General features: G+C 52.8%; 19 protein-coding genes. All 19 read left to right on the plus strand.

All coding sequences use genetic code 11. From position 1 onward, the window contains the following. Positions 1-153: 153 nt before the first annotated feature. The 19 genes from rpsB to rpsO all read left to right on the plus strand — a co-directional run bounded on the left by rpsB (position 154) and on the right by rpsO (position 20,743). Positions 154-852, plus strand: a complete 699-nt coding sequence (gene rpsB / locus AYW79_RS05450) for a 30S ribosomal protein S2 (protein WP_067562763.1) — start codon at positions 154-156, stop codon at positions 850-852. Positions 853-910: 58 nt separating this feature from the next. Continuing rightward, positions 911-1,564 carry a translation elongation factor Ts gene (tsf, locus tag AYW79_RS05455; RefSeq protein WP_067562767.1) on the plus strand — a complete coding sequence of 218 codons (654 nt, stop codon included), beginning with the start codon at positions 911-913 and terminating at the stop codon, positions 1,562-1,564. Positions 1,565-1,681: 117 nt separating this feature from the next. Beyond that, positions 1,682-2,404, plus strand: a complete 723-nt coding sequence (gene pyrH / locus AYW79_RS05460; RefSeq protein ID WP_067562770.1) for a UMP kinase — start codon at positions 1,682-1,684, stop codon at positions 2,402-2,404. Positions 2,405-2,407: 3 nt separating this feature from the next. Then, positions 2,408-2,965: a ribosome recycling factor gene (frr, locus tag AYW79_RS05465; protein ID WP_067562773.1), complete on the plus strand. Its 558-nt coding sequence runs from the start codon at positions 2,408-2,410 to the stop codon at positions 2,963-2,965. 34 nt (positions 2,966-2,999) lie between these two features. Continuing rightward, positions 3,000-3,770, plus strand: a complete 771-nt coding sequence (locus AYW79_RS05470; protein ID WP_143216218.1) for an isoprenyl transferase — start codon at positions 3,000-3,002, stop codon at positions 3,768-3,770. A 56-nt stretch (positions 3,771-3,826) separates the two neighbouring features. Then, complete coding sequence (locus AYW79_RS05475) at positions 3,827-4,618, plus strand: phosphatidate cytidylyltransferase (RefSeq protein ID WP_067562871.1); 792 nt, start codon at positions 3,827-3,829, stop codon at positions 4,616-4,618. 20 nt (positions 4,619-4,638) lie between these two features. After that, a complete protein-coding gene (locus AYW79_RS05480; RefSeq protein ID WP_231884534.1) occupies positions 4,639-5,805 on the plus strand; it encodes a 1-deoxy-D-xylulose-5-phosphate reductoisomerase in 1,167 nt (388 codons plus the stop codon). Continuing rightward, positions 5,802-7,070, plus strand: a complete 1,269-nt coding sequence (rseP, locus tag AYW79_RS05485) for an RIP metalloprotease RseP (protein ID WP_067562780.1) — start codon at positions 5,802-5,804, stop codon at positions 7,068-7,070. The genes AYW79_RS05480 and rseP overlap by 4 nt, the downstream gene beginning before the upstream one ends. A gap of 22 nt (positions 7,071-7,092) precedes the next feature. Further along, the gene (locus AYW79_RS05490) at positions 7,093-11,430 is read left to right on the plus strand and encodes a PolC-type DNA polymerase III (protein ID WP_067562783.1); all 4,338 of its coding nucleotides are present in this window, start codon (positions 7,093-7,095) and stop codon (positions 11,428-11,430) included. Positions 11,431-11,698: 268 nt separating this feature from the next. Further along, positions 11,699-12,163, plus strand: coding sequence for a ribosome maturation factor RimP (locus AYW79_RS05495; protein ID WP_067562786.1), 465 nt, complete (start codon positions 11,699-11,701; stop codon positions 12,161-12,163). Positions 12,164-12,212: 49 nt separating this feature from the next. Continuing rightward, positions 12,213-13,298, plus strand: coding sequence for a transcription termination factor NusA (gene nusA / locus AYW79_RS05500; RefSeq protein WP_067562788.1), 1,086 nt, complete (start codon positions 12,213-12,215; stop codon positions 13,296-13,298). Positions 13,299-13,310: 12 nt separating this feature from the next. Beyond that, positions 13,311-13,583, plus strand: coding sequence for an RNase P modulator RnpM (rnpM, locus tag AYW79_RS05505; protein ID WP_079291263.1), 273 nt, complete (start codon positions 13,311-13,313; stop codon positions 13,581-13,583). Then, on the plus strand, positions 13,570-13,896 hold the full coding sequence (locus tag AYW79_RS05510) for a L7Ae/L30e/S12e/Gadd45 family ribosomal protein (protein WP_067562793.1): 327 nt from the start codon (positions 13,570-13,572) through the stop codon (positions 13,894-13,896). Before rnpM ends, AYW79_RS05510 begins: the two co-directional genes overlap by 14 nt. Positions 13,897-13,934: 38 nt before the next feature. Beyond that, complete coding sequence (infB, locus tag AYW79_RS05515; RefSeq protein WP_197460876.1) at positions 13,935-17,072, plus strand: translation initiation factor IF-2; 3,138 nt, start codon at positions 13,935-13,937, stop codon at positions 17,070-17,072. 38 nt (positions 17,073-17,110) lie between these two features. Continuing rightward, positions 17,111-17,494: a 30S ribosome-binding factor RbfA gene (gene rbfA / locus AYW79_RS05520; protein WP_231877709.1), complete on the plus strand. Its 384-nt coding sequence runs from the start codon at positions 17,111-17,113 to the stop codon at positions 17,492-17,494. After that, positions 17,487-18,476: a DHH family phosphoesterase gene (locus tag AYW79_RS05525; RefSeq protein ID WP_067562805.1), complete on the plus strand. Its 990-nt coding sequence runs from the start codon at positions 17,487-17,489 to the stop codon at positions 18,474-18,476. The genes rbfA and AYW79_RS05525 overlap by 8 nt, the downstream gene beginning before the upstream one ends. Further along, on the plus strand, positions 18,473-19,399 hold the full coding sequence (gene truB, locus AYW79_RS05530; RefSeq protein ID WP_067562808.1) for a tRNA pseudouridine(55) synthase TruB: 927 nt from the start codon (positions 18,473-18,475) through the stop codon (positions 19,397-19,399). The genes AYW79_RS05525 and truB overlap by 4 nt, the downstream gene beginning before the upstream one ends. Before the next feature lie 3 nt (positions 19,400-19,402). Beyond that, positions 19,403-20,359 carry a bifunctional riboflavin kinase/FAD synthetase gene (locus AYW79_RS05535; RefSeq protein ID WP_067562811.1) on the plus strand — a complete coding sequence of 319 codons (957 nt, stop codon included), beginning with the start codon at positions 19,403-19,405 and terminating at the stop codon, positions 20,357-20,359. 114 nt (positions 20,360-20,473) lie between these two features. Next, positions 20,474-20,743 carry a 30S ribosomal protein S15 gene (gene rpsO / locus AYW79_RS05540; RefSeq protein WP_067562816.1) on the plus strand — a complete coding sequence of 90 codons (270 nt, stop codon included), beginning with the start codon at positions 20,474-20,476 and terminating at the stop codon, positions 20,741-20,743. Positions 20,744-20,772 lie beyond the last annotated feature (29 nt).

A 20,772-nucleotide genomic window follows, 5' to 3' on the forward strand; every position in this document is an offset into this window, starting at 1 on the left:
AGTGTCTTTGGCCATCTGTGACTTGTTCTATGCCGCTCCATATGGTATACTTTCGCAGGTTGAATTCACACGCAGTCTGAGAGTGGGCAAGTCTGGCGTGCCAGGGCCTCACTCGTCGAAGGCGGCGGAGGGAAAACTTGAGGAGGAATACCATTGGCTGTCGTATCCATGAAGCAATTGCTTGAAGCAGGTGTTCATTTTGGCCACCAAACCCGTCGTTGGAATCCGAAAATGGATCGTTACATTTTTACGGAGCGCAACGGCATTTATATCATTGATCTGCAAAAAACTGTAAAAAAAGTTGAAGAGGCTTATCAGTTTGTTCGGCAGATCGCGACAGAAGGCAAAACACTGCTTTTCGTAGGCACGAAAAAACAAGCGCAAGATTCAGTTCGTGATGAAGCGTTGCGTTGCGGCGGATACTATGTGAATCAACGTTGGTTGGGCGGCACGCTCACAAACTTTTCGACAATCCAAAAAAGAATCGATCGACTGCGCACGCTTGAGTGTATGGAGTCGGACGGGACGTTTGATGTTCTCCCCAAAAAAGAAGTGATCATTCTTCGCAAGGAGCAAGAGCGCCTTGAAAAGTTTTTGGGCGGAATCAAAGATATGAAGAAGATGCCAGGCGCGCTTTTCATCATCGATCCGCGTAAAGAACGCATTGCGGTCGCTGAGGCAAGAAAATTGGGAATTCCTATCGTTGGGATCGTCGATACAAACTGTGATCCGGATGAGATTGACTATGTGATTCCGGGGAATGACGATGCGATTCGCGCTGTGAAACTTTTGTGTGGAAAAATGGCAGACGCGATTTTAGAAGGAAGTCAGGACGAAGAGTCTGTGTCTTGATCTTCTTTGAATACTGCGTTTAAACTTACTTTTTGAACGAAACAGGAGTCGATACAGGATGGCTACAATCACAGCTGCAGCGGTAAAAGAGTTACGGGAGAAAACGGGCGCTGGGATGCTTGATTGCAAAAAGGCGCTGACTGAGACGGACGGAAATTTAGAGAAGGCGATTGAGTTTTTGCGTGAGCAAGGACTCGCCTCGGCTGCCAAAAAGGCAGGGCGTATCGCGGCAGAAGGTGTTGTTGAGTCTTACATTCACGCAGGCGGACGCATTGGCGTGCTCGTCGAAGTAAACTGTGAGACGGATTTTGTCGCAAAGACCGATGAGTTTCGCATGCTGGCGCGCGATATCGCAATGCATATTGCAGCCTCGCGCCCAGAGTATCTTCGTCGTGAGGACATTCCGCAAGAGGTTGTCGATCACGAAACGGAAGTGTTTCGTCAGCAGACCTTGAATGAAGGAAAGCCGGAAGCGATTGTCAATAAGATTGTCGCAGGCAAGGTTGACAAGTATTTGCGAGAACTCTGTCTTCTTGATCAGCCGTTTGTCAAAGATCCTTCCGCGACCGTCGCCAATATTGTCGCCACAAAGATCGGGAAAATTGGTGAAAACATCTCGATTCGGCGGTTTGTGCGCTATGAGATGGGCGAGGGATTGGAAAAGAAACAGGATGACTTCGTTGCGGAAGTGATGGCACAAGTGAAAAAGTGATCAGTGAGGAGCACGGTGACGTGTTCCTCTTTTCTGCCCCGCAGTGCGGGAATGAGTGATCAGGCGTTTCGTTGAAACGCGCGACATCCTTTGCCATAAACTGTGAGGGGGTACATAATGGGGATGAAGTATCGCCGTGTCGTCTTAAAACTGAGTGGAGAAGCGTTGGCTGGTGACGGGGGATTTGGCATTTCGTCAGAGGTTGTAAAGACGGTTGCAGAACAAATCCGCGAAGCGACGGCGCTTGGTGTCCAAGTGGCGGTAGTCGTCGGCGGTGGCAACATTTGGCGGGGGGCTTCGGCGAGCGGCCAAGGGATGGAGCGCGCGCATGCGGATTACATGGGAATGCTTGCAACGGTGCTAAACGCGCTTGCGCTCCAAGATGCGCTTGAAAAGTTTGAAGTGCCATCACGCGTTCAGACTTCCATTGAAATGAGACAGGTGGCAGAGCCGTACATTCGCCGTCGGGCGATACGTCACTTGGAAAAGGGTCGCGTGGTCATTTTTGCGGGCGGCACGGGTAATCCGTTTTTCACAACAGATACGACTGCGGCGCTGCGCGCGGCGGAGATTGACGCAGACGTGATCTTGATGGCGAAAAATGGTGTGGATGGTGTCTATACGGCAGATCCCCAAAAAGTGGCGACAGCAACCAAGTACGAAACACTGTCCTTCATGACGGTTCTCAGTCAAGGACTCGGTGTGATGGACGCCACGGCTACTTCGCTTTGTATGGATAACGACATTCCCATTTTGGTCTTCTCGATCTCAATTGAAGGGAATATCGTTCGCGCAGTGCGCGGCGACGAGATCGGCACGATCGTACGAAGGGAGTCTTGAATCATGACTGTGGATTACGTTAAACAGGCAGAGGAGCGCATGGAAAAGTCGGTCGCGGCTTTAAAGAGGGATTTTGCAACCGTGCGCGCGGGACGCGCGACACCGTCGCTGCTCGACAAGGTGATGGTCGAATATTACGGTTCTTTGGTACCTATTTCGCAGATGGCCAACATCAGCGTGCCGGATTCACGAACCTTGTTGATCCAACCTTGGGATAAGAGCAGCCTGAGTGACATAGAACGCTCGATCATGAAATCCGATCTTGGCTTGTCACCCTCAAATGACGGTGTCGTCATTCGTTTGATTTTGCCTCAATTGACAGAACAGCGTCGTGTTGAGTTGACGAAGGTGATTCGCAAACTTGCGGAAGAGGGGCGCGTCGCGGTACGTAATGTTCGCCGCGATGTGAATGATGATGTGAAAAAGGCGGAGAAACAGTCACTGCTCCCGGAAGATGAGAGCCGTCGCCTGCAAGAGAAAATCCAAGATGTCACAGACAAAACCGTCGCTGAGATTGATCGTTTGCTGGCGCAAAAAGAACGCGAACTGCTCGAGGTTTAAACAGGTTAAGGTCTAAACGGGTTGAGGGTAGATCATGGCGCCTAACTGGAAATCCATGTTTAAGAGCAAAGCGCGAAGTGTTCGTCTCCAGATCCCGGAAGGGATGCCTGTCCCTCAACATGTCGCGGTCATCATGGATGGCAACGGCCGCTGGGCGACGGTGCGGGGACTCCCGCGTATGGCGGGTCATCACGCTGGGATGGGCGCGATGAGAGACGTGATTCGCGCGGCCGACGATGTTGGTGTGAAGTTTCTCACCATGTACGCGTTCTCCACGGAAAACTGGAAACGCCCCCGCCAAGAAATCCAATATCTCTGGCAACTTCTCGAGGAGTTTTTTTTACGCGATATCAAGGAACTCATCGAGCGCAATGTTGTAATTCGCTTTATTGGCGACACCACGCATCTCCCGCTTGCCTCGCAGAAAACAATTGAACGCGCAAAAGAGATGACTTGCTCCAATACAGGAATGGTCGTTCAATTCGCATTGAATTATGGCAGCCGTTTGGAGATTGTCGAAGCGATCAAAGCAATCGCGAAACGCGTCGAGTCAGGCGAGCTCTCACCCGATGATATTGACGATTCCGTTTTGTCCTCTCATTTGTCAACTGCAGGCATTCCTGACCCGGATCTGCTGATTCGCACATCCGGCGATCAACGCATCAGTAATTTTCTGCTATGGCAGATTGCGTACGCAGAACTCTATTTTTGTGATAAATTATGGCCAGAGTTTCATCGCGAAGATTTTCTCGCAGCTCTTGAATCATATGGACGGCGCGAGCGTCGCTTTGGCGGTTTAAAATAGGGATAACCTATTTTTGTTTCGCGCGCGTGAAAGTAAAATTTGAAGTAGGTGTTCTGGTGCTCTTTCAACGAGTCATCACGGCCGTGCTTGGCGTGATCCTGGTGCTTTCTGCACTTTGGGTGGGCGGTGTTTTTCTGGGTTTGCTTTTTGCGGCGATCGCCGTCGTCAGCACGCTCGAGATCGGTACGATGATGAAGATCGCAAAGACAAGCGCGGAGAGTGTCGTGGCGATCGTCTTTGCGATCTTGATCGTCTTATGGCCAGGCTTTGAACGATTCTGGTTTGCCCTTTTTTATGCTCTGCTCGTGTTGACGATCGTTCGTCGGGAGTCGTTTTCTTTTTCTGGAGCGGGTGTGCTTTTTGCGGGCGCCCTTTATTCAAGCTATGCGTTTCGAACGCTCCTTGATCTTCGCGAAACCGCACACGGTCTCGCTTTTGTCATGATTATCTTGATCGCGATCTGGTCGACGGACACAGGCGCCTTTTTTGTTGGACGAGCGCTTGGCGGGCGTAAATTAATGCCGGAAGTTAGCCCGAAGAAAACGGTGTCCGGGGCGTTTGGTGGACTCGTGCTCGCTGTGATTTTAACGGTAGTGACAGGCCTTTTCATGCTGCCGCACGCGCTGAATGATTGGGGGATGCTCGCGCTGCTTGGTGCGATTATTTCCGTCTCTGGACAAACGGGTGATCTGGTGGAATCCGCGCTAAAGAGGCACTATGCTGTAAAAGACTCCGGGTGGTTGCTACCAGGTCACGGTGGGCTGCTTGATCGCTTTGACAGTCTCTTACTGGCCGCTCCCATCGCGTATCATTTTATCATTTGGTTCTTTCCAGCATATATTCTTTAAGGATGAATCGAGGTGTCCGCGTGTCGAAAGCACTGATTCTTCTGGGGTGTACAGGCTCGATCGGTCGCCAGACGCTTGACGTCGTTTGTGCGAATCGCGATGCATTTCACATCGCAGGGGTAAGCGCTCGCCGGTTGTCGGAGAGTCTCCTTGCTACGATTCGCGAGATAAAACCAGACGTGGTTGCTGTTGAATCAGAAACAGATGCAAAACGTCTCGCGGATGAATTCCCTGGGTTGACCGTCTTTTCTGGCTCATCTGCCTTGAAGCGGCTTGCGGCTTTAGATCAGAGTGCGCTTGTCGTAAACGCGCTGTCTGGTTCGATTGGCATTGAGCCGACGCTTGCTGCTCTGACGAATGGTTGTGATGTGGCACTGGCCAACAAGGAAACATTGGTTGCGGCAGGCCAACTGGTCATGGAAACGGCCCGGCTGCGTGGGGTGGATGTGATTCCTGTTGACTCAGAGCATGTCGCGCTTGCTCAATGTCTCAACGGGAATTCGTTGCGTTCTGTTGAGAAGCTGCTGATTACCGCGTCTGGCGGGCCGTTTCGCGGAAAGACAAGGGCTGAACTGAAGGATGTTACCGTTGAACAGGCTTTGGCTCATCCGAATTGGTCGATGGGCTCTAAAATCACGGTTGACTCGGCTACACTGATGAATAAAGGATTGGAAATTCTCGAGGCGCACCATCTCTTTCAGATTCCACTCGATCAAATCGAGGCATTGATCCATCCTCAGAGTATCGTTCACTCGATGGTTCAGTTTCGCGATGGCGCGATGATGGCTCAGTTGGGTGCTCACGATATGCGTATCCCGATTCACTATGCCCTGTTTTATAAACAAGGGAGAAAGGATTCACAACTCCCGCGCATCAATCTTCTGGAGATCGGTCAGTTGACGTTTGAACAACCTGACTTTATTACGTTTCCAGCCGTCACGCTCGCTATGCAATGCGGTAAAATGGGGGGGACGATCCCGGCGGTGATGAATGCCGCCAATGAAGTGGCGGCTCACGCCTTTTTGCGCGGAGAGCTTGCATACCTTAAAATTATTGAGATGGTCTCGGCGGTAGTGGAGGCGCATACGCCTACGTACAATCCGACACTTGAAGAGATTCTCGACGCGGATCGCCTTGCGCGTGATGAGACAGAAAAAAGGATTCGAAAGCAGGTGGAGATGCATTGATTTCGTGGCTTTTTGACGGCGGCGTGCGGACGGTTCTCAGTGTGGTCATCGTCTTTTTGATCCTTGTCACGATCCACGAGTTCGGGCATTTCATCGTGGCGAAAAAAGCGGGCGTCTTAGTGCCGAAATTTGCAATCGGGTTCGGTCCACCCATTTTTAAGTTTGGGCGAGGAGAGACCGAGTACTCGATTCGTCTATTGCCGCTCGGCGGATTCGTTCAATTGGCGGGGGAAATACCTCAAGATACGCTCTTTAAGACTGGGGAAGAAGTCGCAGTTCTTTGTAACGCGTCAGGCGAAGTGACCCTGATTGGCGAACCGATCGACGTGCGTGGGGATCAGGTTGTAAGCGGATCGCTTGTAGCGATCGATACGACCAAGGCATTCACAGTGACGCTGCAGACCGTCGACGGTGTTCACACGTATCCTTTTGCGCTGCGCGCGTACATTGCGAATGGTAAAGATCGCATTCCCATGGCTCCACCGAATCGACAGATGATGCAAAAACCGCTCTTCGCGAGGATGCTGATCGTTTTTGCGGGTCCGTTGATGAACGTCATCTTGACCATCGTCTTGCTCTCCATCGTAACCCTGTCGGTAGGCACCCTTTCCTCTCCACCGCAAATCGCTTCTGTCGAGGCCAATTCTCCTGCGAGTCGAGCGGGTATCGTCCCGGGGGATACGATTGTGTCCGTGGGGAACGCTGCGACGCAAAACTGGACACAGTTGGTTCTCGCGATTGAAACGCATCCGAACAAATCGCTCATCGTGACGGTTGCGCGCAATGGACACGATCAGACGATTACGGTAACGCCTGAAAAACGCTCGAACGGAATGGGCTTTATCGGCATTACACCCGCCGTGACACACGGACTGATTCCGGCGATTGAGGGTGGATTTCAGCAGACGGTCGCATACACACAAATGATTTATCAGGCATTGGGACATCTCTTTACGAGTCGCACCGCGTTTGTGAAAGACGTCGGTGGTCCCGTGAAAATTGTGCAGGTTATTGGACAGCAGGCACAACTGGGTGTTCTCAATTTGGTCAACCTAACGGCTGTTCTGAGCTTAAACTTGGCAATCTTTAACTTGTTGCCGATTCCGGCGCTCGATGGAAGCCGCCTTTTGTTCATGTTGGTCGAGTGGATTCGCGGAAGGCCGGTCGATCCGCGAAAAGAGTATGCTGTTCACGCCATCGGCTTTGCGATACTCATTCTGTTTACGGTGTTTCGCACCTATCTTGATGTCACACAGTTGCATTAAAAAGACGCAGGAGTAAATTGATATGTCAGCAGATCCAATGAATGTAAACGCGCATCAGGAAAACGTGGAAAATCAGGTTGCCGAGATGCTCGGTCTCTCGCTCCCGCCGTTTAAACTGCTTGATGATGTGACAAATGCCGTACAAGAATTGAAACGCGCCAAAGCGGAAGTGAGTGTGCAAACCAGGGCAAGGCGCCTGCGCATTCGCATTCCGTCGCTTCCGCTTGCGCTCTGGCCCGCCCTGTGTCAAATCTGGCAAGGGTTGCGCAGATCCGCTCCAACGGTCGAATTGGATGTGATTCAGGAGCAACCGAGTGAACGTTTTGCGAGTGATGAGATTGAAGAAGCGCAAGCGTTCGGGGCGCTTCTATACGCCGTTGCCAAGGAGCAGCCGCTGTTTCAGGGGATGCTCCATCACGCGCGCTATCACTACGAACTGAATCGTTTGACGCTTTATGTCGCTACGCTTCCCGATGGCGTAGCGCTTACGAAACTTACGCAGCGCATCGAGGCGCTCCTGAGTTCATTTATGGGTACAAAAACCCATTTCAATTTTAAACTTCACGAGAATCGCGATGAGATTGTTGAAGCGTTCCGGCGTGAAGTCGAGACGACGAGCATGGAGTTCGGAAGACAGCAGACAGAGGCGATCGCGACGGATGAGCGACCTGTGGCTGCGAATTTTCGACTGCAAATCGGAGGCGCGATTGAAGAGCAGGCGAGGCGCTGTGTAGAGTTACAAGATGAAATGAATCGCGTCGTGATTGAAGGGCGCATTTTTGGCGTCGATATCCAGTCGCTTAAAAATGGTCGCAAACTCTATAAATGGTTCCTGACTGATGAGACCGATTCTCTAACATGCAAATATTTTTCAAACGCCAATTCTGCGGAAGAATCGCTCGATTCATTACGCGATGGACTCCATCTGCGCGTTCGCGGATCGACCAAGTTTGATGTTCACGACGGTGAACTTGTCATGATGGTGCGCGATGTTCAACAGATGGACGTGGCGGTGCAAAAAGACGAGATGGAAAGCAAGCGAATCGAACTCCACGCGCATACGAAAATGAGCGCGCTCGACAGCGTGGTTTCTGCGTTTGATCTCGTCAAGCACGCGGCAGAACTTGGCCATCGCGCGATCGCCATCACGGATCACGGTGTCGCGCAAGCCTATCCGGACGCATATAAAGCGGGCAAAACGTTTGGCATTGACATCCTGTACGGGGTTGAGGCGTATCTCGTTGATGCGGGTCTCACCATCGTGTCGCGCAGCAAACCGGACGTATCGCTCGACAGCCAGACGTACGTGATTTTTGACACGGAGACGACCGGGTTATCTGCTGCAGAGGATGAACTGATTGAAATTGCGGGCGTTAAAATGACGAAAGGGACGATCGTCGATACGTTCTCGCAATTGATTCGACCGAAACGCTCGATTCCGCCAAAAATTTCTGAGATTACGCAGATTACCAATGACATGGTGACATCAGCCCCTTCCGTAGAAGAGGTGCTGCCGCAGTTTCAGGCGTTTTGCAAAGGGGCGCTCTTGGTCGCTCACAATGCAGAGTTTGATCAGGGTTTTCTTGACGTGCAGTGTCGCAAGCTTGGAATGGCGCGCTTTGATCAACCGATTCTCGATACACTGTCACTCGCGCGTTGCCTTTATCCTGGTGAGCGCAATCACAAGTTGAAGACGTTGACGCAGAAATTCTCGATTACCTTGATCAACCATCACCGAGCGCTCGCGGATGCTGAGGCGACGGGGCACGTTTTTTTCAAGATGATGGATCATATTAAGCAAGAGGGTATTGCCACAACGCTTGATGATCTGAACGCATTAGGTCGCAATCAGAATAGTGTCTCGCGTTCACGCCCTCATCATATGACGATACTTACTGCGACGCGCCATGGGCTGCGCAACTTATATGAACTGATCTCACTCTCACACACGAAGTATTTGCACCGCGAACCGCGAATTCCGCGATCGCTTCTGCTCGAATATCGCAAAGGGCTACTCTTTGGATCAGGTTGTCACCGCGGTGAACTATTTCAGGCGCTCGTGCGTGGCAAATCGGATGATGAACTGATCGCGATCGCCGATTTTTATGATTTTATCGAGGTACAACCTGTGGATCAGTACGCGGATTTGTTTGATTCTGGAGAAGTCAGTGGTCCTGCCGTCATTCGTCAATACCACAAGCGGCTCTTGGCGATTGCGGATCAGTTGGGAAAACCGGTCGTTGCGACAGGGGATGTTCACTTTCTTTACGAGTCGGATGCCGTGTTTCGCGAAATTGTCAAAAACAGCATCCCGCCGCATAAGCGAGAGTCGCGTTCGCAAAATCGTCTGCGCTTGCACTTTCGAACAACCCGTGAAATGCTTGACGATTTTGCCCATTTTGGTGAACGCGCGCACGAGGTGGTCGTTGCCAATTCGCACCGCATCGCCGATCAGATTGAGTCTTTTAGCCCATTGCCCGATCGCGTCTATCCGCCGCTCATGGAAGGTGCGGATGATGACGTAAAGCGTTTGGCGATCGAGCGCGTGCACGCGCTCTATGGCGATGAACTCCCGTCGGTGGTGGCGGAACGGGTCGAGAAGGAGCTTCACAGCATCATCTCAAACGGATTTGCCGTGAACTATTTAATCGCGCAAAAATTGGTCACGCAGTCTCTGCGCGATGGATACATTGTTGGTTCGCGTGGATCGGTCGGTTCATCCCTTGTCGCCACATTACTCGATATCACAGAAGTGAATCCATTGCCGCCACACTATCGCTGTGAGTCTTGTCGAACCTCTGAGTTTATCTTGGACGGAACGGTCGGTTCGGGATTCGATCTGCCTGATCGCGCGTGTACTCTATGTGGACTTCCGCTGATTAAAGATGGACAAGACATTCCGTTTGAGACGTTTCTCGGCTTTAAAGGAGACAAAGTGCCTGATATTGACCTCAATTTTTCGGGTGAGTATCAAGCGCGCGCGCATCGCTATACGGAAGAACTGTTTGGGACAGAGTACGTATTTCGCGCAGGGACGATCTCGACGATCGCCGACAAAACTGCGTTTGGCTATGTGCGTAAATGGGCTGAAGAAACGGGCAAACGGCTTCGTCCTGCAGAGATGAGGCGGCTTGCGGCTGGCTGTGAAGGGGTAAAGCGCACGACGGGACAGCATCCTGGGGGACTGATCATCGTGCCGAGTGATCACGAGATCTATGATTTCTGTCCGATTCAGCATCCGGCGGATGATTCGTCATCACAAACGCGCACGACGCATTTTGATTTTCACAGCATACATGACAATCTCTTGAAATTGGACATCCTCGGTCACGACGATCCGACTGTCCTTCGCATGCTAGAAGACTTGACAGGCGTTGATGTGCGCCGAGTGCCTGTGGATGATCCAAACGTCGTCTCCCTTTTTCGCGGAACAGAAGCATTGGCGGTTACTCCGGCGCAGATCCACTCCAATACAGGAACGTTTGGGATTCCGGAGTTTGGCACTAAGTTTGTGCGACAGATGCTTGAAGATACGAAGCCGGCTACATTTTCTGATCTTGTGCGCATCTCCGGGTTGTCGCACGGTACGGATGTGTGGCTCAATAACGCGCAAGAATTGATACGAACAAGAAAGATCCCACTGGCTCAAGTCATTTGTTGTCGCGATGACATCATGGTGTATCTTATTTATCAAGGTCTCGATCCATCGCGCGCGTTTCGCATCATGGAAAGTGTTCGCAAAGGCAAGGGTCTTAGCGATGAAGACATGGAGGTCATGCGCGGGGCGGGCGTGCCTGACTGGTATCTGCAGTCGTGCCAGCGCATCAAATACATGTTCCCGAAGGCGCACGCAGCCGCGTATGTTCTGAATGCAGTGCGCATCGCGTACTTTAAGGTGTACCATCCGCTAGCGTTTTACGCCGCGTATTTTACGGTGCGCGCGAGTGATTTTGATCTTGACGTGATGAACCGCGGTGCCGATGCGATTGAGTTGACGGTGCGTGAGATTGAGCAAAAAGGCAAAGAGGCGAGCAACAAAGAAACGGACATGTTAACCGTTCTTGAGGTGGCGCTTGAAATGACGAGACGCGGTTTTAAATTCTATCCGCTTTCGCTGGAAGAAAGTCACGCAACCCACTTTTTACTTAAAGCAGACGGATTACTGCCGCCGTTTGCGGCAGCCCCAGGCATTGGCGCTGCTGCGGCCACATCAATCACCAAAGCGCGTGAAGAATCCCCGTTTATCTCGTGGGAGGATTTACGCGAACGTGGTCGGGCGAGCAAGTCGGTCATCGAACTGTTAAACGGGTATGGTGCGTTGACCCATCTTCCAGTGACCAATCAACTCTCCCTCTTTTAAGGTGATCACGCCATCCCGCGATAAAAGAGTTGCGTGACCAGACGCTTAGTGCGCATGGGTCGGTGCGGGCGAGTGCATTGCAATGGGTGTAGCAAGGTGGTATACTTTTACCAACGCGACGTAACATACCAATGTGTGCTACTGGAGTGGGGTTTCCCCACTCTTTCGTTTGTGTATGTGCAGTGGCACCTTTGGGATGTTCCGTCGATTGGCTACGGGTGCGACGTGTTCAGGTAGCTCGAACACGTATGGATTTGGGAGGTCGTTTATGGCAAGGCAAAAGGTGACGGATCTCGTTGAGCAGTTGATTACTCCTGTCCTCCGCGAGAACGGCCTGGAATTGGTTGAAACAGAGTACAAAAAAGAAGGCGCCAATTGGATGTTGCGCGTCTTTATCGATCGTCCTCAGGGCGCCGTGGATCTTGATGACTGCGCGAAGGTGAGCGAGTCGCTTTCGATACTCCTTGATGAGTCGGACCCGATCCCGAATGCTTACTTCCTCGAAGTCTCCTCTGCAGGTGCGGAACGGCCTTTGCGAAAACCACGCGATTTTGAGCGCGCTGTCGGTAAACGTGTCTACCTCAGTTTCTATGAACCATATCTAGGCCACAAAGAAGTAGAAGGCACCCTTCTTTCCTTTGCGGATGAAAAACTTGAGATTGAAACGGACGATCAACGCCTGCTTGTTTTACTCGATAAAGTTGCGAGTGCCAGGCAAACGATTGTTTGGTGAGTTTGTTTTGTTTTTGTTGTGACGCGGTGTGAAGGGGGAATGGACGGCGATGAATGCCGATTTTATGGAAGCGCTCGAGCAATTAGATAAAGAGCGAGGAATAAGCAGTGAGGTCGTCCTTGAAGCGATAGAGGCGGCACTCATTTCTGCGTATAAGCGCAATTTTAATTCTGCGCAGAATGTGCGCGTGGAGATTGATCGGGCAACGGGAAAGATTCGCGTATACGCGCGAAAAACTGTCGTTGAGTCACCGAATGATCATCGTTTAGAGATCGCGCAAGAGGCTGCGGAACAGATCGACACAAAGTATCAACTCGGAGATGTTGTTGAACTTGAAGTGACGCCGCGCGACTTTGGACGCATCGCCGCACAGACAGCGAAGCAGGTTGTTACTCAGCGCATTCGCGAGGCAGAGCGCGGAATTATCTACAACGCCTATGCGGATCTTGAAGAGGAAATCACATCGGGTGTCGTCACGCGCATCGACCATCGAAATTATTACATTGATCTTGAGCGAACAGAGGCACTCCTTCCTGCTAGTGAGGCATTGCCGGGTGAAGTGTTGCGGATGGGCGATCGCATCAAGGCGCTGATCACGCGCGTTGAAAAGACGACCAAAGGTCCGCAGATCATGTTATCGCGCATCCACACGGGCCTCTTGCGGCGGCTTTTTGAGCTGGAAGTTCCAGAAATTTACGATGGCGTGGTGGAGATCAAAAGTTTGGCGCGTGAGGCGGGGATGCGTTCAAAGGTCGCCGTGTATTCACGCAATCCTGACGTCGATCCGATCGGTGCATGCGTTGGCCCAAAAGGGATGAGGATTCAAACCATCGTAAGCGAACTTTGCGACGAGAAGATCGATGTGGTGGAGTGGAGCGTCGATCCTGGCATTTTTGTGGCAAGCGCATTATCCCCGGCAAAAGTGGTTGACGTCGAAATTGTCGAGGGCGAAAAGGTCGCGCGTGTTGTCGTGCCTGATCATCAACTCTCGCTGGCGATTGGAAAAGAGGGGCAAAATGCGCGGCTTGCCGCAAAGTTGACTGGCTATAAAGTCGATATCAAAAGTGAGAGCCAGCTTGGGAGAAGCCAGTCTGTTTTTGCAAAACTCAACCTTGAGGCGTTTGCAGAAGACTAGGAGGTGTGGAAGGTGCCACGCAAAATTCCGCTTCGCCAGTGTGTGGGGTGTCAAGAAATGAAACCGAAGCGTGAAATGACGCGCGTGGTACTCACACAAGATGGCGAAATCATGCTTGACCAAACGGGAAAAAAGGCGGGTCGTGGCGCGTATCTTTGCGCCAATCCAGAGTGTCTTGAAACGGTGAAAAAAAGGCGGGCGTTGGATCGCGGGCTGAAAACAAGCGTTCCCGGCGAAGTGTATGACACTTTGTCACGCCATCTGAGAGGTGATGACCGTGACTGATGTGTTTTCGCTTCTCGGTTTTGCTGCGCGTTCTCGTCAACTGGTGAGTGGAGAAGAGATGACACTTCGCGCGATAAGAACGCGTTCGGCAGGTCTCGTGATCCTGACGGAAGACGCGGGTAACAACATGGCAAAAAAGATCACAGACAAGTGTAAGTATTACCAAGTACCTCTCGTTGTTTGCTTTGATCGGAATCAACTGGGGAAAGCGATAGGCAAAGAGGCGCGAACCGCGATCGCAGTCACTTCTCCTGGATTCGTGAAAAGCATTCGTGAGGCGCTCGGTGAAATTCAGGGGGTGAGCGCATTTTGACAAAATTGCGCGTCTATGAATATGCTAAACAACTAAACATGTCGAGCAAGGAAATCATTACAATTCTTGGGCGCTTAAACATGCCGGTGAATAACCATATGAGCGTCATGGAGCCGGGGATGGTTTCTGCCGTTGAGAGTTTTTTTTCGGATGTGAAGGCGCGTGCGGCGACGAAAACGGCAGCTGAGCAGCAGCGGATTCAGGCGCAAGAGGCAGCGCGCAAGAGACAACTCGAACAAAGTAGTAGTGAGGGAGAGGCGAATATTACGGGGAATGGTTTGAACGAGAAAGATGGAAATGAACGCCTGGCAAACGGGGCTGTTATCGCACCAATTCGCAAGGATGAAGAGCGTCAAGCGACGAATCTTGAACGATCGCGTACTCTCACGGTTGAGCATGACCAACCGCCTGTCGCAAAGGAAGCACACACAGAAGCATCAGTGATTCCGGCTGCGCGCGAAGATTCTGCCATTACAGGCGCACGCTCAACACAGCTTCAGACAGGGACGTCGCGTGTGGATCGTAATGCAGGCGGTTCGTCGAGTCAAGGACGCCCGCAAAGTCAAGGCGGTCGTGAGCGGTTTGGTGATCGCTCCTATGATGAGCGAACTGCACGCGCAGGGAATACATCGCAGGATGGCGCTTCGGCGACCGCCGTTGAGCAATTGTCGAGTCAAAACAGTGGCCCGCGCTACCAAACCACAGATCGTCCTTATGGCAACCGTCCACAGGGTGACCGCCCCCAAGGGGATCGCCCTTATGGCAACCGTCCGCAGGGTGACCGCCCCCAAGGGGATCGCCCGTATGGCAACCGTCCACAGGGTGACCGCCCCCAAGGGGATCGCCCGTATGGCAATCGTCCACAGGGTGACCGCCCCCAAGGGGATCGCCCTTATGGCAACCGTCCGCAGGGTGACCGCCCCCAAGGGGATCGCCCTTATGGCAATCGTCCACAGGGTGACCGCCCCCAAGGGGATCGCCCGTATGGCAACCGTCCGCAGGGCGACCGCCCGTATGGCAATCGCCCTCAAGGAGAGAGAACAGGCGGTTATGCTGGTGGAGCGCCACGCTCTGGCGGTGGGGCACCACGCTCTGGCGGTGGGGCACCAGGTGGCAACCGTCCCTTTGGTGATCGCCCTGCGCGCACTTCTGACGCGGGACGCCCAGCAGGTTTCGGACCTGACCGCAAACCGGCAGGTCGAAACGACGCGCGCGGCGGGAGAGCGTTTGGTGGTGGCACTGCGGGTTCGCCGAATGGCGCAGATCGCGGCGGACAAAACAGCGCATCGCGCAACAAACGCGGTGGTGATCGCACTCAAAACAGCCGGAACACATCGTCAGATCGCCGCGAGAATGCGCGGAAGATTCAACCGCCTCGCGGTCGTAAAGGACGCGCTGAGCAAGTGACGCGGACGTTTGAAGGCCCGCGCACGATCAAAGTCGACGGACCGATGACGGTGAGTGAGTTTGCGCATATGCTTCGTCGCGAGGCGTCTGAAGTGATTAAAAAACTTCTGTTTCTGGGCGTGCTCGTCACGATCAATCAAGAGATAGACACCGATACGATGGTGCTTGTCGGAAATGAGTTTGGTACAGAGGTTCAAGTGGCGGCACCGCGCGATATTGAAGCGGAAGAGATGCTCCACGAAGTGGTCGATCAAGAGACACTGGAGCATCGCGCGCCGATTGTTACGATCATGGGGCATGTCGACCACGGGAAGACGACGCTTCTTGACTCGATTCGCGAGACGAATGTCACGGCGTCTGAGGCGGGTGGAATCACTCAGCACATCGGAGCATACCAAGTTGAAATCAATCACAAAAAAATCACCTTTCTCGACACGCCTGGTCACGAAGCGTTTACTACGATGCGCGCCCGCGGTGCGCAGGTCACCGATATCACGGTGCTCGTCGTCGCGGCAGATGACGGTGTCATGCCGCAGACGGTAGAGGCGATCAATCACGCGAAGGCAGCCAATGTACCGATCATTGTGGCGGTCAATAAGATGGATAAACCGGGCGCCAATCCGGATCGCGTCAAACAGGAGTTGACAGAGCACGGACTCGTCGCAGAAGAGTGGGGTGGCGACACGATTTTCGTGCCCGTCTCAGCGCTTAAGCGCGAGGGGATCGACACGCTGCTTGAAATGATCCTCCTCGTCGCAGAAGTGGCTGATCTCAAGGCGAGTCTCTCCAGTCGCGCGCGGGGATCAGTCATTGAAGCACAACTTGACAAAGGGCGGGGCCCAGTGGCAACCATTCTCGTGCAGACAGGCACTCTGCGTGTGGGCGATGTGGTGGTCGCTGGGAATACGTTTGGCAAAGTGCGGGCGATGGTCAACGATCGCGGGCGTCGCGTCAAAGAGGCCAATCCGTCAACACCTGTCGAAATTGTCGGATTGGGCGATGTGCCAAGCGCTGGCGATCCGTTTGTCGTCTATGACGATGAGCGTCAGGCGCGCCAAGTTGCAGAGCGCCGCGCAGGTCGTCAACGCGCGGAAGAACTCGGTGCAACATCGCGCGTTACGCTTGATGACCTCTATAAGCAGATTCAAGAGGGCGAAGTAAAAGATCTCAACTTGATTCTGAAGGCAGACGTGCACGGATCGTCCGAAGCGGTACTCGGTGCGCTGCAGAAGATTGATGTGAGCGGTGTACGCATTCGTGTGCTTCACACGGGTGTCGGCGCTATCACAGAGTCTGATATTCTTCTCGCGTCGGCGTCAAACGCGATTGTCATCGGCTTTAATGTTCGTCCCGAGCCAAACGCGCAGCGCATGGGCGAATCTGAGAAAGTTGACGTTCGCTTATATCGCGTGATTTACAATCTGATCGAAGAGATTGAAGCGGCGCTTAAGGGCATGCTAGATCCTGTTTACAAGGAAGTTGTCCTCGGCCGCGCAGAGATCCGCCAAGTTTTCAAGGTCTCGAAGATCGGAAACATCGCAGGTGCGATGGTTCAAGAGGGCAAGCTTGTTCGAGACAGCCAGGCGCGCCTGATTCGCGGTGGCGTTGTCATTCACGATGGGCGTCTTGATTCGCTGAAGCGTTTTAAAGACGACGCTCGCGAAGTGGCGTTCGGGTATGAGTGCGGTCTCACGTTTGAACGGTTTAACGATATCAAAGAAGGCGACATCGTTGAGGCGTACAAAATGGAAGTTGTGAAACAAGACTAAAGCCTTGCGAATCGATGTTTTGTAAAGTAGGTGAGTTTGTGAAAATCCGCGTTGAACGAATTGCGATTCAAATCCAGCGTGAGATCAGTGAAGTGATCCGCGGTGAGATTAAAGATCCACGAATCGGATTTCTCACGGTGACAGGCGTTGAGTTGTCAAACGACATGGCACACGCAAAAGTTTACGTGAGCGTTATGGGTACGAAAGAGGAGCGCGAAACATCACTCGCAACGCTCGCGCGCGCCGCAGGATTTCTGCGCAGTGAGGTCGCGCGCCGCATCCGCTTGCGCACGGTTCCAGAGCTTCATTTTATCCTCGATGAATCGATTGACTATGGCGAGCGCATCGGCAATGTATTGCGCTCGATCGCGAAAGATTCACCGCCAGGAAGCGGGGAGACGGGTGTGAAGAGCGATGGATAGAGACGATGATTTGAGGATGTATGAGCAGATCACCGAGACGCGCGATTCACTTTTAATCGTTTGTCACATTAGTCCTGACGGTGATGCGATTGGCGCTGCGCTCGCGATGGCGCTTCTGTGTGATCAAGTGGGGCGACCGGTCATTCTTGCGAATGATGATCCGATTCCTAAACGTTACGCATTTTTGCCAGGGGCGGATCGGTTTGTGCGCACGGCCGATCTGGCAGATGAGTTTGATCAGATTCTCGCCGTCGACTGTGCAGATATCCGACGAATGGGTGAGGTGATTCACAGAAAATCGCAAACAGGCACCCTTTTAAACATTGATCACCATGAAACGAACTGCGGATTCGGCGATGCGAACCTCGTCGACCCGCACGCGTCAGCGACTTGTCTCGTCCTTTATCGCATGCTGCGCCGCGCGGATGCGCCCATCTCGCGCGACATGGCGCTGTGTCTCTATACCGGCATTGTGTTTGACACGGGCGGATTTCGCTATAACAATACAACACCCGAAATTCATCAGGTTGCGGCCGATCTGCTCTCGCGTGGATTTCAACCTTTCATGGTGGCGGATCGCGTCCTTGAGGCGCTCACTCGTGAACAAGTAGAACTTGTGCGGCTCGGACTCGCCACACTTGAAGTGGATGAAAACGGGAGAATCGCCTATGTATCGGTTACGCAGGAGATGATTGCAAAATCAGGCGCAGATGAGGGTGAGGCAGAAGTGCTTCTCCCGTATACGCGTTCGCTTTCGGGGATTGAAGTCGGGCTGCTCTTTCGTGAACGTGCAAACGGTGATGTAAAGGTGTCGCTTCGCTCACGTGATCTCGTGGATGTGGCTGCCATCGCGCTCGCTTTTGCTGGAGGGGGACACGTGCGCGCCGCGGGCTGCCAATTGCCGGGGCCTTTGCCTGATGCGATCGCACGCGTTTTGAAACTGGTGCGCGCCGCGGTTGCCGAGGCGGATGCGCGCGTATGATGCACGGCGTTTTTGTTTTGAACAAACCTTTGGGGATGACCTCGCAACAAGCGGTGACTCGCGTAAAGCGCATGCTTCAGGCGCGCAAAGCCGGGCACACTGGTACGCTTGATCCAAATGTAGCGGGCGTACTGCCTGTCCTGCTGGGTTCAGCAACGCGGCTGTCTGACTACGTCATGGAGAGTGAAAAAGCGTATCTCGCCACAGCGTGGCTTGGGTCATCTACAGATACACAAGATCACACAGGGCGCGTACTCGCGGTTTCTGACGCGACGCATCTTGGCGATCATGAAATAAGAGATGCGCTATCCACGTTTCTCGGCGTGACAATGCAGATTCCCCCAATCTATTCGGCCATTCACGTGGCTGGACGCCGTGCGCATGAGTTGGCGCGCGCCGGGCAATCCGTTGTCCTTGAGGCGCGCGAAATGGTTGTCCACGAAATAACTCTCCAGCAGATTACGCGTCGCGCGGATTCGCTTCTTGTGAATTTTTCTGTGCGCTGTGGGAAAGGGACGTACGTGCGAACCCTTTGCCATGATCTCGGCGTAAAACTCGGTGTTCCCGCCCACATGTTTGAGCTTACGCGAACCAAAAGCGGCCCCTTTTCGCTTGCTGACGCACACAGTTTTGATGAATTAGAGCGTGGTTTGGCTTCTCTTGTTCGCCCAACGGAGGACGCTGTGCCTGCTCTGCCAAAGCTTACTGTCGCAAAAGATGCGCTACATATGATTTTTCACGGTGCCCCGCTTTTTTTGACAGACGCCTTTGCCGCAGGTCAGGGTGTAGCCTTTCATGTGGATCGCATCATTGGTATCCGCGTCTGTGACGAGTTGGTTGCACTTTATCGCGTACGTGAATATGAAGGGGACATGTGGCGGCTTACAGCGCACAAGGTTCTCGTGCAGCAGGGGGTTGAGTGAGATATGGCATTTCTTCGCAACTATCGCTATCTCGATCGACCGCCCGCACCTGAGATCGGTGTTTCGCGCGCGATTGCGATTGGCAAGTTTGACGGATTGCACGTTGCACACCAGACGATTCTCAAAAATGTGGTGCTTGTTGCGCGCGAGCGCGGGCTAACGCCGTGCATGTTTACTTTTACACCCCATCCGCGCTATGTGCTACAGGGGGATGAGGAATACGCGAACCTTTTGACGCCGCCTGGTGAACGCGCGCGAATAGCGGCAACGCTTGGCATGAGAGAAACGTTTGTCGCGCATTTTGACGCTCGCTTTCGCAGTCAGACGGCCGATGCATTTTTTGATGACTACTTACTCGCGCTCGGCGTTTCTCACCTTGTCGTCGGATATGATTTTCGCATGGGGAAGAATGGAGCAAATGGTGTTAGTGATCTTAAGCAGATCGCCGACAAGTATGGTGTGACAGTAGAAATTGTCGCGCCGATTGATCAAGACGGGCTGCGTGTCAGCAGCACACTGACGAGAAACGCGTTAGCGCAAGGACGACCTGAAGACGCGGCGCATCTCTTGGGACGCGCGTATCGCATTCGCGGAGAGGTTATCCACGGGGCAAAGCGCGGGCGCACCATTGGTTTTCCTACTGCAAACCTGACGCTCTGTGAACCGTTTGTCGTGCCGAAAATTGGGGTCTACGCTGTGTATGCAGAGGTCGATCAAAAACGCTATCGCGGCGTGATGAATCTTGGCGTTCGCCCGACCGTTTCTTCACAAGGTGAATTGTCGTTTGAAGTACACATTCTTGATGAAGCGCTCGATCTCTATGGGAAAACGATGGATGTACTCTTTGTCCACTATTTGCGTGAGGAGCGACGGTTCAATGCGCTTGATGCGCTCAAGGAACAGTTGCACGAGGACGTGCGCTGCGCGCGCGCTTTACTGGATGGTTTATCTCGTGTATAATTCACCCTGTTGTGCCATAATGGCATATAGGACAACGCGTCTGTCGGCTCGGTGGTGCGCCTCTCCACCGCACACTTTGCCCGACGCGAGTATTTATTAAGAGGAGGATTTCCATTGGCTTTGCAACAAGAACGTAAGGCAGAATTGATTGAAGCGTTTGCAGTGCACGAAAACGATACGGGTTCGCCAGAGGTGCAGGTTGCCCTGCTCACGGAGCGGATCAATGAGTTAAACGAACACTTCCGCATTCACAAAAAAGACCATCACAGCAGGCGTGGACTCTTTAAAATGGTGTACAAGCGCGCGCACCTTCTCAAGTACTTACGCGAACATGACATTAATCGGTATCGCGCACTGATTACGCGTCTTGGACTGCGCAAATAGTTTTATTAAGGAGCGGGGACATCCCGCTC

The sequence above is a fragment of the Ferroacidibacillus organovorans genome, assembly GCF_001642725.1.
Taxonomy (GTDB): domain Bacteria; phylum Bacillota; class Bacilli; order Alicyclobacillales; family SLC66; genus Ferroacidibacillus; species Ferroacidibacillus organovorans.

Excerpts from the sequence above, each read along its gene's own strand:
- truB (WP_067562808.1), top strand. The coding sequence starts at position 18,473 with ATGATGCACGGCGTTTTTGTTTTGAACAAACCTTTGGGGATGACCTCG.
- nusA (WP_067562788.1), top strand. The coding sequence starts at position 12,213 with ATGAATGCCGATTTTATGGAAGCGCTCGAGCAATTAGATAAAGAGCGA.
- AYW79_RS05495 (WP_067562786.1), top strand. The coding sequence starts at position 11,699 with ATGGCAAGGCAAAAGGTGACGGATCTCGTTGAGCAGTTGATTACTCCT.
- AYW79_RS05490 (WP_067562783.1), top strand. The coding sequence starts at position 7,093 with ATGTCAGCAGATCCAATGAATGTAAACGCGCATCAGGAAAACGTGGAA.
- frr (WP_067562773.1), top strand. The coding sequence starts at position 2,408 with ATGACTGTGGATTACGTTAAACAGGCAGAGGAGCGCATGGAAAAGTCG.
- AYW79_RS05470 (WP_143216218.1), top strand. The coding sequence starts at position 3,000 with ATGGCGCCTAACTGGAAATCCATGTTTAAGAGCAAAGCGCGAAGTGTT.
- pyrH (WP_067562770.1), top strand. The coding sequence starts at position 1,682 with ATGGGGATGAAGTATCGCCGTGTCGTCTTAAAACTGAGTGGAGAAGCG.
- AYW79_RS05525 (WP_067562805.1), top strand. The coding sequence starts at position 17,487 with ATGGATAGAGACGATGATTTGAGGATGTATGAGCAGATCACCGAGACG.
- AYW79_RS05510 (WP_067562793.1), top strand. The coding sequence starts at position 13,570 with ATGACCGTGACTGATGTGTTTTCGCTTCTCGGTTTTGCTGCGCGTTCT.
- tsf (WP_067562767.1), top strand. The coding sequence starts at position 911 with ATGGCTACAATCACAGCTGCAGCGGTAAAAGAGTTACGGGAGAAAACG.
- infB (WP_197460876.1), top strand. The coding sequence starts at position 13,935 with ATGTCGAGCAAGGAAATCATTACAATTCTTGGGCGCTTAAACATGCCG.
- AYW79_RS05535 (WP_067562811.1), top strand. The coding sequence starts at position 19,403 with ATGGCATTTCTTCGCAACTATCGCTATCTCGATCGACCGCCCGCACCT.